Source organism: Viridibacillus sp. FSL H8-0110 (genome assembly GCF_038003565.1).
GTDB lineage: Bacteria > Bacillota > Bacilli > Bacillales_A > Planococcaceae > Viridibacillus > Viridibacillus arenosi.
This window is the reverse complement of the sequence record NZ_JBBOPJ010000001.1, coordinates 3,557,472-3,569,755: the sequence shown is the minus strand read 5'-3', so window position 1 is coordinate 3,569,755 and position 12,284 is coordinate 3,557,472. Positions and strand designations below refer to the sequence as shown.

General features: G+C 34.3%; 13 protein-coding genes, 1 tRNA gene and 2 pseudogenes. 7 read left to right on the top strand and 9 right to left on the bottom strand.

The window, feature by feature from the left end; all coding sequences use genetic code 11:
• Nucleotides 1–477: 477 nt before the first annotated feature.
• Nucleotides 478–1,110, bottom strand: coding sequence for a hypothetical protein (locus MHH98_RS17870; RefSeq protein WP_076034065.1), 633 nt, complete (start codon nucleotides 1,108–1,110; stop codon nucleotides 478–480).
• A 235-nt stretch (nucleotides 1,111–1,345) separates the two neighbouring features.
• Here MHH98_RS17870 and MHH98_RS22170 point away from each other — a divergent pair, with 235 nt between their 5' ends.
• The gene (locus MHH98_RS22170) at nucleotides 1,346–1,645 is read left to right on the top strand and encodes a TIGR04104 family putative zinc finger protein (RefSeq protein ID WP_076034064.1); all 300 of its coding nucleotides are present in this window, start codon (nucleotides 1,346–1,348) and stop codon (nucleotides 1,643–1,645) included.
• Nucleotides 1,646–2,098: 453 nt separating this feature from the next.
• On the opposite strand, the gene MHH98_RS17865 is transcribed toward MHH98_RS22170, so the two are convergent.
• Genes MHH98_RS17865 through MHH98_RS17850 form a run of 4 tightly spaced genes read right to left on the bottom strand, consistent with a single transcriptional unit; the run spans nucleotide 2,099 to nucleotide 4,261 of the window.
• Nucleotides 2,099–2,704, bottom strand: a complete 606-nt coding sequence (locus MHH98_RS17865; RefSeq protein ID WP_076034063.1) for an ABC-2 transporter permease — start codon at nucleotides 2,702–2,704, stop codon at nucleotides 2,099–2,101.
• Nucleotides 2,697–3,563, bottom strand: a complete 867-nt coding sequence (locus tag MHH98_RS17860) for an ABC transporter ATP-binding protein (RefSeq protein ID WP_076034062.1) — start codon at nucleotides 3,561–3,563, stop codon at nucleotides 2,697–2,699. The genes MHH98_RS17865 and MHH98_RS17860 overlap by 8 nt, the downstream gene beginning before the upstream one ends.
• A gap of 5 nt (nucleotides 3,564–3,568) precedes the next feature.
• Nucleotides 3,569–3,940, bottom strand: a complete 372-nt coding sequence (locus tag MHH98_RS17855; protein WP_038183445.1) for a GntR family transcriptional regulator — start codon at nucleotides 3,938–3,940, stop codon at nucleotides 3,569–3,571.
• A 15-nt stretch (nucleotides 3,941–3,955) separates the two neighbouring features.
• Nucleotides 3,956–4,261: a YfzA family protein gene (locus MHH98_RS17850; protein ID WP_038183448.1), complete on the bottom strand. Its 306-nt coding sequence runs from the start codon at nucleotides 4,259–4,261 to the stop codon at nucleotides 3,956–3,958.
• 303 nt (nucleotides 4,262–4,564) lie between these two features.
• On the opposite strand from MHH98_RS17850, the gene MHH98_RS17845 reads away from it, so the two are divergent.
• The 3 genes from MHH98_RS17845 (at nucleotide 4,565) to MHH98_RS17835 (ending at nucleotide 5,913) form a co-directional block, all read left to right on the top strand.
• Nucleotides 4,565–4,822 carry a hypothetical protein gene (locus MHH98_RS17845; protein WP_143691276.1) on the top strand — a complete coding sequence of 86 codons (258 nt, stop codon included), beginning with the start codon at nucleotides 4,565–4,567 and terminating at the stop codon, nucleotides 4,820–4,822.
• A gap of 209 nt (nucleotides 4,823–5,031) precedes the next feature.
• Entirely contained in the window at nucleotides 5,032–5,202 is a 171-nt protein-coding gene (locus tag MHH98_RS17840) for a hypothetical protein (protein WP_168171813.1), read from the top strand.
• A gap of 162 nt (nucleotides 5,203–5,364) precedes the next feature.
• Entirely contained in the window at nucleotides 5,365–5,913 is a 549-nt protein-coding gene (locus MHH98_RS17835) for a DinB family protein (protein WP_038183452.1), read from the top strand.
• A 401-nt stretch (nucleotides 5,914–6,314) separates the two neighbouring features.
• On the opposite strand, the gene MHH98_RS17830 is transcribed toward MHH98_RS17835, so the two are convergent.
• On the bottom strand, nucleotides 6,315–7,631 hold the full coding sequence (locus MHH98_RS17830; RefSeq protein ID WP_076034061.1) for a DUF2252 domain-containing protein: 1,317 nt from the start codon (nucleotides 7,629–7,631) through the stop codon (nucleotides 6,315–6,317).
• Between the two features lie 319 nt (nucleotides 7,632–7,950).
• Here MHH98_RS17830 and MHH98_RS22165 point away from each other — a divergent pair.
• Nucleotides 7,951–8,046 (top strand): annotated as a pseudogene (locus tag MHH98_RS22165) (hypothetical protein); the annotation flags it as partial.
• 202 nt (nucleotides 8,047–8,248) lie between these two features.
• Here the strand turns inward: MHH98_RS22165 and MHH98_RS17820 are convergent.
• Nucleotides 8,249–8,605: a hypothetical protein gene (locus MHH98_RS17820; RefSeq protein WP_038183458.1), complete on the bottom strand. Its 357-nt coding sequence runs from the start codon at nucleotides 8,603–8,605 to the stop codon at nucleotides 8,249–8,251.
• Nucleotides 8,606–8,685: 80 nt separating this feature from the next.
• Here MHH98_RS17820 and MHH98_RS17815 point away from each other — a divergent pair.
• Nucleotides 8,686–8,876 (top strand): annotated as a pseudogene (locus MHH98_RS17815) (RidA family protein); the annotation flags it as partial.
• 429 nt (nucleotides 8,877–9,305) lie between these two features.
• Nucleotides 9,306–9,548, top strand: coding sequence for a tyrosine-type recombinase/integrase (locus MHH98_RS17810; protein WP_412104687.1), 243 nt, complete (start codon nucleotides 9,306–9,308; stop codon nucleotides 9,546–9,548).
• Between the two features lie 133 nt (nucleotides 9,549–9,681).
• On the opposite strand, the gene MHH98_RS17805 is transcribed toward MHH98_RS17810, so the two are convergent.
• A tRNA-Val gene (locus MHH98_RS17805) sits at nucleotides 9,682–9,754 on the bottom strand.
• A 136-nt stretch (nucleotides 9,755–9,890) separates the two neighbouring features.
• Nucleotides 9,891–12,059 (bottom strand): YhgE/Pip domain-containing protein, encoded by a 2,169-nt coding sequence (locus MHH98_RS17800; RefSeq protein ID WP_210402664.1) that lies wholly within the window; start codon nucleotides 12,057–12,059, stop codon nucleotides 9,891–9,893.
• Between the last annotated feature and the right edge of the window lie 225 nt (nucleotides 12,060–12,284).

Below are 12,284 nucleotides of genomic sequence, written 5' to 3'. Positions count from 1 at the left end.
ACTAAAGATCAAAAAATAAAGACCAAGTTAATCTACAAAATGTGTAGGATCAACTTTAACTTTATTTTTTTAGAGCAACAATCTATATGAAAACAGCCTTGTTTAATCATTTACCTATAGAGATAGACGTACGAGGGAAAATAATCAATACAAATTAACATTAATTTCAGTGAACCGAATCATAAGTAAATGAGGTTTTTTTTCCATTAAGTTGTTCATGTTGTTACAGTGTGCTGAAATGTGAAGCTTCACCGCGTCTTCCATGTAGTCTTTGTTTGTGAAATAGGCGTAGTCAGTTAAGTAAGTAGTCATCTGTATATTCCTCATTTACCCTCTATCTAGAGAGGAATCTGGAAAGTGAACAAGTTTAAATAAAAAGTAGCCTCATGAAACATGAGGCTATACCGATTCAAAAGATGTATAAAGTTAACGTTTCTTCAGAAGGCGAAAACTAACAGTGCTGGCCAAGCTAAAGGATCAATCACATCTATATTTAAATTTAGGTTCTGTCTGAATGTAAAAGGCATTTCTTACTTGCGCACACCAATTTGCAAAGGCGGATCTCCATTCGGGCGTTTTAAAGAATTGTTCAACAGTTTGTGTTTCAGAATGCCACACGATAAATAGGTTGAGCGGGGCAATTCCTCCTGCCCAAATTCCGTTATTTGCGTCTGTATCCTCTTCCCTGACTAATAATAAGGGAAGTCCAAATTGAAATGCCATTGAGGGTTCTACTTGCGAATAAACGGAACCTTCCCAGACCGGAGTGGGTGGTGGGAGGGGTCCGGTATTGACCTCGACTGTTTCAACTTTAAACCGACGAAGGTTGACTGCCAACATTCCATAACTTGATGAAACTAACCGACGAATATCCGTTAAAATCGATTCGGGATAACTTTCGCTTAGAGGCAATGTACGCGGAAAAAGCAAAGCGTTCTCAATCTCCAAAATTAGACGGTTTAGAAACCGTTGTTGGTTGTCATTTAAATGCGTTGTCGTACTTAAAAATATGGGAATACGATAAGCGCGGTCAATGCACGCTTGATGTGCTGAATCTATTTTTTCTTTATCTCTTTCTCTGCGTGAAGTGTTATGTCCATCATGACTCATTTTCTCACCTACTTTTTTCTTAATATATGAAAAAGGAATAAGGAGGATTGGACATAATTGTTCAACTAACGGGGAACTTTAGTTGAAGATCATTGAGTTGCAAATGCAGCTCTTTTTTTCTTTATAAAACTAGCGGGGCAGATTAGTTAAAAAATGAATTGTATATTAAACCCAATTTAAACGGTAAAACTGGTAAGATTGTTGTAATGATTCTTACATAGGAGGCGATGAATATATGAGATTACAGAAATGTGATAAATGTAATACTCAATTTAAATGGAGTATAATCTTTAAATCTCTTTTTTTAGCACACAGACCTATTCAATGCAATCAATGTGGCACGGAGCATAGGATAATATTCTTTTCAAGGGTTATATTGTCTTTCTTGTCAGTTATACCATTGTGGATATTTGGCTTTATAATATCAACTCAATTATCGTTATCCATTTCTTATACTTTTTCGATAATGATTATATATGGTGTTTTTTTGTTTTTGTTACTTCCTTATTTTGCGAAGTACAATTCGGAATACTGAATATATTTATGGTGAAATAAGATTTTTCTCTTATTAAGCCAAGGGGTGCTGTGGTTAAAGATTATTAAGTTGCATAGGCAGCTCTTTTTTCCTTTCTTGAACTAGCGGGGGCATTAGCAAAAGATTATTGAGCTGTTCATATAGCTCTTTTTTTCTTGTTCAACTAAAGGGGCAGGTTAGTTCAATAAGATAATGATAAAAGAAAGGGAAGGGAAATTTAGTTAAGATTACAATTGGCTACTACATGACCTTGTTGCCATTGATTCTAGAACAAAAAAGCTCGATCCAATCAAACGGACCAAGCCTTAAGGGAAATAATTGTTTTATCAAATGACAGAATATCGTCAGTTCCCGACTTATTTTGTCATTCAACAATTTGTAGCTTAATTATAAAAATTGATAAAAAATATATCTTACAAGGCTATATTTTAAAGTTAAATCAAATGAACCTACTTAGAACGCCTTTCGTTGATATATAACAGTGGTAGTCCCCCAAGAAATAAAATAGACTAATATAATAACAAGTGTCGCTCCTGTATATAAAACCGGGACGGATAAATTAACAATAAAATCAGTTATTGCTGTTAAATGTTCAGCTAAAAACAATACAATAGCCGGTCCTATAGCTGCTAAAAGGAGAAAGCTAATCATTACAACCGTTGAAATATAGCCTGGTTTTAATATATAAAATAATGGAAAGGTAATCGCGGCAAATAATAAAAATAAGCTACTACCAATCGCAATATCAATCATCGTAAACGGTTTATTGAAAGTAAATAATGCTAGACTTGTCACCCCAATTGCTAAAACCATATAAACAATAGCACCAAGATAACGTGATGCGATTATTTCCGTACGTGTATAAGGTAAGGAGTTTAATAATATGTTTGTCTCTACTTTTTCATCGTAAGCATAAGTATTAAAGGGAATAAAAATACTGGCAATCAGAAAAGTCAAAGCTGGATGTGCGTCCATAATGATAAAGAATAAGATAAAAGGAATAAATAATAATAGTTGCCTTTTCTGTAGTATGACATCACGTCTGATTAAATTAAACATGGTGTATACCGCCTTTCAAGTAATACATGATATCTTCCAGAGAGGGGCGTTCAATGACAACTGTGTCTCCGAAAGTATTTTTCACTTCTTTAATATTATTCGTTAATGCTTCAAATCCTGTTGATGAACGATGAATATGAACAAAGTCCTTTTCCGTGTCTCTATCCAGAAGATCCGTTCCCCCTTTAACGAGTGCATAGTTTTCAGCTACGTCGTGAATGGACTGATTAAATACTAATTCCCCATTATGCATAAAAGCTATATAATCTGCGATACGATCTAAATCTGTTGTAATATGCGTAGAGAAGAAAATGGTACGATTACCTTCAATCATTAATTCCTGTAAAAGATCCAATAGCTCTCGTCTAAAAATGGGGTCTAAGCCTGCTGTTGGTTCGTCCATGATAATCAGCTCTGCATGATGTGATAGTGCTATTGCCAATGAAGCTTTCATTTGCATCCCTTTTGAGAAAGTTTTGATCGCTTTATTAAGCGGTAATTTGAATTGTTCAACATATTGATAAAATAAAGTATCATCCCATTGTTTGTAAGCTGGTGCAACTATACGTTTTATATCTTTTATGTTCAGCCCTTCAAAAAAAATATTGCCATCGTAGACAAATCCAATTCTTTCTTTGATAGCCTTCTCATGCGTCTTGTAGTCCAACCCGAAAAGCTTAATTTCTCCGGTATCCGGCTTTAATAGATTCATCATCATCTTTATCGTTGTCGACTTACCAGCTCCATTTGCTCCAATGAATCCAGTTACAAAGCCTTGCTTCACTTGTAAATTAATATTATTAACGGAAAATTCTTTAAATTGCTTCGTTACATTTTTTAATTCAACCACATTTTCCATTCACTTCACTCCTCGTATAAAATCTTCAATAATTGCTTTAACTCATCAAGTGACAGGCCAATTTCTCTACTATTTGTTATGACCGCACTCAGCTGCTCCTCAATGACCTTTAGCTTCTTCTCTCTTATAACCTCTAAATTTTGCTCTGCGACAAAAGAACCTTTCCCGACAATGGAATAGATAAAGCCCGCCTTCTCCAATTCCTCATAGGCACGTTTCGTCGTTATAACACTAATTTGTAAATCCTTTGCGAGGTTACGCATGGAAGGTATTGCTGAACCCTCCTGTAGTTCACCTGCTAAAATAGACGACTTAATTTGATTCGTAATTTGTTCATAAATCGGCTCCTTTGAACTGTTGGAAATAATAATTTGCATGTTAATCCCTCTTTTTTATTTTTTTGAAAACATACTTGAAATAATGTCATATACTGCTTGAATCAGTATAGCAATAACGTGAATTGTCATGAACATATTAAAAAATGGAAAGGAATAAGGGGCAATCCATTTAGTAAAGAGCTTCAAGTCCAAAATCCATCTTGCTAACCTGGCAAATAAGGTACCACTATCGTTTATGTTTGGCTCCAGGAAAGTACCATCAACGGCGATAAAGATCAATTGAACAATTAAAAATATACCAATGGTGATCATCCAGCGTTTTGCCAGATTAATATTATGAGTTTTTTCTATGCCTATCATTTGAACACGTCTCCTCTCTTAGAGTGTTAGTGTGTCGGTTGTTACTCCTTCTTTAAAGGTCATTTAAGAACGATTTGCACATAATTACCCTCATCCCTGTATAATGTATATATACTATATTCACATTATATACATACGTGAAACGTCACGCAACTATTATCATTTGAAAAGAAAGAAAATTAAAACGATTTTAAAAACAAAGTCCACTTGAATTCAACAAAAGAAACCTCTATTTTGAAAAAGAGTAATCAAAAATGATGTGCTTCTTTTGTTTAAGTGTGTGATTTTTGGTATTTTTATAAATTGAAAAAGAAAATCAGAGTTCCTATCAGGGTCCTTGTTTATTTTTTGTTCGATCTGCCTTACGTTTTAGCTGAAAAGGCAAAACAATATAAAGGGGATTGTAAAATCGTCATATTCGATATTACAAGAGGAGGACATACGGAAGCTAACTTTGGAAAAAATAGCATTATGTTTCTTAAGGATTATCAAGGAGTAGCAGAAGGTAACTACTACTGTGAAGTGGAGTATTATCCAGGAACTGAACAAGGAAAGTCATGAAAATTTATCAGTCAAAAGGGGGATTAATAAATGAAAAATAGTTTCATCTTCAACTTACGGGGTGCGTTAATTAAAGATTATTGAGTTGCATATGCAGCTCTTTTTTCTTTATTGATCTAACACAGCAGTATAGTTCAATACGAGGTGCAATCCAGGAGGTTTTTAGTAATATTAGAACTAAAATTTGTTGGGAACATGATGATTAATAAATGAGTAAAACAGTTACTTCTTCAGTTACTATAAAATATGATAAAGAGGAGGTCACTTTACAAGAATTAAGTATTGATAAGAATATGAACGATAAAGCAATGAAAAAAGCAGTAGAGGAATTTTTCCGAGATTGGCTTTGGAATAACGCCTACATGATAGACGAGGACTAACTTAAAAGTACGAACCTACTCTGTAACCAAAAGAGGAATTTACTTATTCAACTAACTAGCTAATAATGTGTATGATAGATAGTTAAATAATGGGATTTCATTGTGCTATACTCTAAATGAGGTATGATAAATAAACTTTAGATTATATTTAGAGGAGACGTTATGGAAAGTAGGTACATGAAAAATTATTTCACCGTCATTTATGAGCAACGAGAAGAATTTGCTAATGAGCTAAAAAATTTTAAAAATAAAGAATGGGAACGTCCTCAAGAAGACAAGTGGTCTTTTGGAGAAACATATTATCATTTATACTTAATGGTTAGACTATTTAGACAGTTAAACAAACCGTATTTACCGATTTCAAAGCCCATTGCTACAATAAGTAGAGGAAAGTCATACAAATTTCATAGTGAAGATATATTCACTGAATATAAAGAAAAACACAATAAACCTATGAAAGCACCTTTTGTTTTAGTGCCACCAAAAGGTATTAAAGAGAAAATTCCATTTGATTGGATAGTAAACGAGTTAGATAGCGAAACTAGGCATTTAGAAAAAATACTTTCTAATATTAGTGATAACATTGCTGGACATATACGTTACCCCGATCCAATAGCTCATTATCCAAATTTAATACAATGTATTGATATACTAGGAATACATGAAAAACATCATTTTTTATTATGCAAAAAATATTATAACTTACATTGATATTGACCTATAAAACAGATATTTCATTTGAAAATTCCTTAAAATGCGAACGGGGTGCTTTAGTTTAATAAGAATAGGGCTTGTGTTTATGATTGATTTTCATATCTGCAATTCCTTTTGTTCTACTGTATCCTACAGTTACCTATAGCATTAGACTTCAACAGGAGCGAGTTAGCATATTTTTTCTTCCATAGGGTATTAGTTCCGAAACTATAATAAGAGTCTTATTGAACTAACGGGTGCTTTGGTAGAAGATCGTTGAGCTGTTCAGACAGCTCTTTTTTCTTCTTCAACTAAAGGGGCAGGTTAGTTGAAGAAGAAATTAAATCTTTAATTGCTATGGTATTTTTTAACCATTAGCTTTTTAATTTTGTCACCACTACTTTTGGTGATTAACCCAATTATTTCTTATACTCCATAAAGAATTTATAATCCTGCTCTACTTGGTTCGCGTATGAAATGGCCCAGTGTGAAAGGTAATGAACAAATCCGTCAACATCATCACCAATTGCTTTTAATATCTCGTCTTCACTATGATAAGGTAGGATACCTTCATTAATATCCGCATCTGCCCGAGCATGGACTTTTGCTGTTATTCGTCCCATTTGTTCAACGGTCTCTATCATGTCCTCATGACTTTTCATCATTTCTAGTTTTAATTTCTTTTTGTACGGAGAACGTTCGCGTATGTAAAAATCACGGTTATCTATCGTCACATTTCCTAAATGAGGATCCGCTTGATGATGCATTGCTCGTTGTGTCATAATCACGCGTTGCCCTTGATATGAAAAAGTTTCCCAAAACTCTTTATTATACGGCATAAAATAAGCAGGAATTGGTACCCTAACCTCTTTCATCTCTAAGATTACATCATCTAAATCCTCTTTTTGTTGTCCACCTTCTATTAAAATATAAAAACGATCTAATCCGATGGAGGCTGTTCCTGATCCATGCTTAATCGCAATATCTTTAATACGGTACTTCGTTTCATCATTCATCTTTTCAACGGTTTCTAAATATTGAGGCCAAACTTTTTCAATCTCTGCTCTCGCCTCATCGCTTAATCGTTGAATCTCATCTGATTCCACAAACTGTCGCTCTGATTGAAAATTGGAAGTAACCTTACCTAATAAATGTGCCTCACTTCTTTTTTCTAGCTTTTTTAATAACTTGTGAATCGCTCCGTTTGCTTTCTTCTTTGTCACAAAAAAAGTATTTGGTAAATCTTTGCGAGTCTGAAATCGCGACATTTGTTTATGATACGTTTGCAGGTATGCTTCTACCACGTCAATCTGCTTGTTTACTTCATAACCTAATTGACGACAAACAAGCACGACACTAACAGACATGCGCAATAAATCATATAAATAAGAACCTAAGTAACCTTCATCAAAATCATTAATATCAAATACTAGCTTCCCTTCTTCATTGTGAAATGCACCAAAATTCTCAAAATGCAAATCCCCTTGAATCCATGTAGGCCTGCTCTCTAACGTATGATATGGAAACCAATGATTTGTTACATCATAATAAAATAAATATGCACTTCCACGGAAAAAAACAAACGGACTTTGTTTCATTTTCTCATACTTTGACTGGCGATTTTCTTCTGTATGCCCCATAATTTTTTGATCAAATTCTACTAATATTTTCTTTAGAGTCTCCATTCGTAAATCACGTTTCGTTTGCTCGACACGTTCTCCAAGGTTCACCATCATTTTCTCTCTCCCTAATTGTATAAATTTTACTTTATAAATAGTTTACTTTATTTATAACTTCCACGCTATTGATCTATCCATTGAGTAGATGTGTTTTTTTATATGGAAGCACGTTTAGAGTATTTGGAGAACTTTCCTTTAAACAAATTAGTGAACTTTTCGAGAGAATAGAAAGTTGGGCGAGAGTCACATTTCACCGAGCAAAACGTAAAATTCAAGACTTGCTGAAGGAGGAATAGAATGGAGTAAAGTATCATGTGAAATAGTTAAAGATTTGCTTCCATAGTATTATGACAACGTATGCAGTGATGATAGCAAAAGAATGGTAGAAGAACACCTTGTCGAGTGTGAAATTTGTAAAATAGAATTAGACAGCATTCTAGCTGATTTTAAATTATCAGTGGAAGATTGTTGAGCTGTTCAGACCGCTCTTTTTTTCTTCTTCAACTAACGGGGCTAGTTAGGCGAAGAAAGTATAGAATAATTAATATTGAAAAGATACGTTCATTTTTTTCGATGAAAAAGATATAAAGATATAGTAGCGGCAAAAAAGTTGACTTTTAATTAAGAAAACCCGGCTGAAGGACGGTAGTCCACAGTCGGGCATTTTTCTTTACTTATACGTCGAAAGTATAAGTGATTTGGTATTTGAAAATGCCAGTTATCGGTGATCCATCACTATGAATTGTGATTTCTCTAACATTAGCAAAAACGCCTGCTAACGAAGAACCAACTTCAACTGTATTAGTGAAAGCAGGGTCGCCATCACTGAATGTTACTGTTAAATGGATGTCATTATCCCCAGTATTTTCAAGGGAAAAAGCAACTACAGCTGTAATCTCATCATCTACGTGTAAAATTGTGTTCAGACTAGTAGGGGGATTTGAACCTGAAACTGGAGTACAATTTGAGAAAGTTAATGTTTCCTCTTGTGGTCTATCAGGGCAGCTGTGATTGAAGTTTTTACATGTCATATCTATCAACCTCCTTTCATTTTACCTATTACTTATGATATGTCGCTTTAAAAAAGTTGTATGGACAGTGAGGTAATGAAATGAAAGTTAATGATTTAACGAAGTTAGTATTTTATTTAGTTGGTGACTTAGAAGCTATTCAAAGAAGAAAATTATAAGTGATTTTCTTGGTGAACACCTTCCGTGTACAACAATGGTTTATGTATTTCCTTTAGCTGAACCTGCTTTTAAAGTTGAAATTGATGCTTGGGCGTGTAAAGAGGTTGAATAATACTATATACCCCTTAATGAACTAACAGGTGCTTTAGTAGAAGATTGTTGAGCTGTTCAGACCGCTCTTTTTTCTTATTCAACTAAAGGGGTAGGTTAGTTGAACAAGATGGTATTTTTAGCATTTATGTTGTAGTGATTTGAGGCGAGGAGAAATTTTAGGTTTAACATGGAGCGACATTGATTTCAATAAAAAAACTATCCACGTTAATCGGTCGTTAGTTTCTATTCCTGAAGAAGGTTATATGTATACAGCTCCTAAAACGAAGAATGCCATACGGCAAATTCCTATTCCAGACTTTGTTCTAAATGAATTAAGTATTCAAGAGAAAATTTAAGATGACTGGAAAGAACTAGTGGGGGAAATGTACAAAGATTATGACTTGATGATTTGTACAAATACTGAAACCTTTAAGATTCGCGAAATGTTATTCGTGTAATGAAGCAAATTATAAAAAGAGCAGGCGTATCAGATATTCGATTCCATGATATTAGGCACACACAAGCATCTATTCTTATTTCTGAAGGTGTAGATATTGTAATAATCTCTAGTCGATTGGGTCATGGAAATCCTAAAATTACATTAGATTTTTATGCACATTTATTACCAAATTCCGATGACGGTATTGCAGATATTTTACACAATGCCATTGATAGTAACGATAAATGGTGAGGAATAATCCTGTGGACAAACTGCGGACAAATTGCGGACAAATTAGAAATGTTGAGGTGTGTTGTGGAATTATTGTGAAAAGAATAAGCCCTCAAACATTGATATATCAACGTTTGAGGGCTTATTCAGAAGATGATTCCTACTGGGTTCGAACCAGCGACCTCCACCCTGTCAAGGTGGCGCTCTCCCAGCTGAGCTAAGGAATCGGGAGAAATTCTAATTCGTAAATTTATGTAATAATTACTTAATATCATAAGATGCCAAACAGTAAAAGTCAATCATTGTTTTCATCAATAAAATAGAAGAGGCTAGTTTGGTCAACATAACCTAACTAGCCTCTTTTTAGTGAAATAACCCAGATTTTCTGGATTTAAGTAGCATACGCGATGTAATGACATTTAAACGTTTTTTGAGAATGGCGCCGAATAACAGAACTATTATGAGAACTATGCCAAGTACTATGACATCCACTAATATTTTATTCCAAATGATTCCGCCTATAGCTTCTCGAGCCATTCCTATAGCGTATGTGAAAGGTAAGTATGGGTTAATCACCTGGAAGAACTTCGGTAGTAAAACAACGGGATAAGTACCGCCTGAGCCTGCTAGCTGAAGTACAAGAAGAACGATTGCGAGTGCTTTTCCAACATCTCCGAAAACCGATACTAAAGTGTAGACAATGCTCATAAATACGAGACTGATGAATAGGCAAAATAGGACGAACCATACAGGGTTATGTGCAGACACTTTAAGAATGAAAAGGTCACCCATAGTAATGATAAGTGTTTGGAGTATGCCAATGGTCCAAAATGTGAGTAGTTTTCCGAAGTATATTTGGCGGGTGGTAAAATCTTCTTCATTTTTCGCTCCTACTGAAAGTAGTGAAATTAAAAGTAGGCAACCAACCCAAATGGATAAAACAGTGTAGAAAGGTGTCATACCTGTTCCGTAATTTTTGATTGGGAAGAGGGCATTTTCGTTTAGCTTAATAGGCTGCTCAAAAAATGATTTCTCCGCATTTGGATCGTTGATAAGTAATTGAATGACGCTATTTAAATCCGTTTCTTTTTCGAAGTCCCGGATTTTATTAGCAAGTTCTTTAACCTTGGTATTCACATAAGGATATTGTCCGAGAGCTGTATTGAGGCCAGATTTCGCCTCTGAGATATAGCCATCGGTATTATTAATGATACGCACAACTTCGGGTAATTGAGTTTGGATTATAGTTAGCTTATTCTTTGCAGTAGATAACGTGTTTTGGGCATCATTAATAGCTTTAAAAACAGTTGGTTCAATAGATTGAGTATATTCTTTGATGAAGCTGTCGAGCTCGACAGAAGTGTTTTGTGCAATAGTTTGTATTGAGTTGACTGCATCAGCAACATCTTGTTCTTTACCAGCAAGTACGTCGTTAATATTGCGGGCATTTGTTTGTGCTTCTACTAATAAAGCCTTTAAATTTTTTGTACGTTCAATTGCCGACGTGAGTAGTTGTGATTGGTCTTGAATGTTATTTTCATCGTTGAATTGCTTTAGATCTGCCAATGCTTGTTCAACTTTAGATACTTTATCAATGGCAGACGTAACCTGATTGTCTAACGTTTCTTTTGCATTATTTACCTCAGTAAAATCAATCTTAGTATTTTGTAGTTGTTTTAACAATGTATTTGCATCAGTAGAAATTTTTTGGACAGTTTGTAAATCTTCTTTAATTTTTGGACTCATATCATTAAGGCGACCTTCAGCTTGTGTCAAGAAGGTTAATGTGTTCTCAATTGTATTTAGTCCATCTTCTGTTAGTTTTTTTACTTGTGGAAATTCATTTTGAGCATCGCCAATCATAGTACTTGCAGAATTAGCATCTTTTTGTGCTTTCTTCAATTCTGTATGAATGCCCGGCAAATCTTTTTCTAATGTAAAAACATAATTTTTAAATTTTTCGATATCTGGCAAATTGTTTTGCATTTCTATTCCAATTCGATTGAACATCTCAAAGATTGTACCGTTTACTGTGCCAATAAATTTACTACTCATTTCTTCAGCAAGTACACTTGCACCTTTACTTGTAATCTTTGGAGCAATTGAGTTGATTTTTTCATTTACATAATATTCTATTTCCGCTTTTCGTGGCTTATCTGATACAACTGTAGCGAGCTCTTTAGAGAAATTCTCTGGAATGATGATTACCGCAAAAAAATCACCGTTTCGAACTTTTTCCATTGCTGTTTTACGATTTGTAAATTGCCAGTCCATATCATTATTTTTATGTAACGTAGCAACGAGCTCTTCTCCAGCATCAATATGTTGACTTTGTATCTTTGCACCACCATCTTCATTTACAATGCCGACGGGAATTTGAGAAGTTTTCGCATAAGGATCCCATGAAGCTGCAATGTTCAACCATGCATATAATGAAGGCAAAATAATAAGCCCGCCTAATATTACTGCGGCTACCCAGTTAGAGAAAATACTTTTAATATCCCGCTTATAAATTTCCCATATATTTTTCATGTCCGTCCTCCTATGTTAAAAAGAAAAAGAGTGAGAATAATATCTCTTTATAATTGCATACCCCTTTTGAAAAGGTTCTAGCGATAAATTTGAAAATGTCTATAGGTTTTTGGTTTAAAATAGGGAAATAAGGAGCTGGGAGTTTAGTGTAATAAGATTAAAATGACATGTGATTTTATAAGTAGAGTAGGAGAAGTGTAAAAGAACGATATTTTAAGGCGAGAT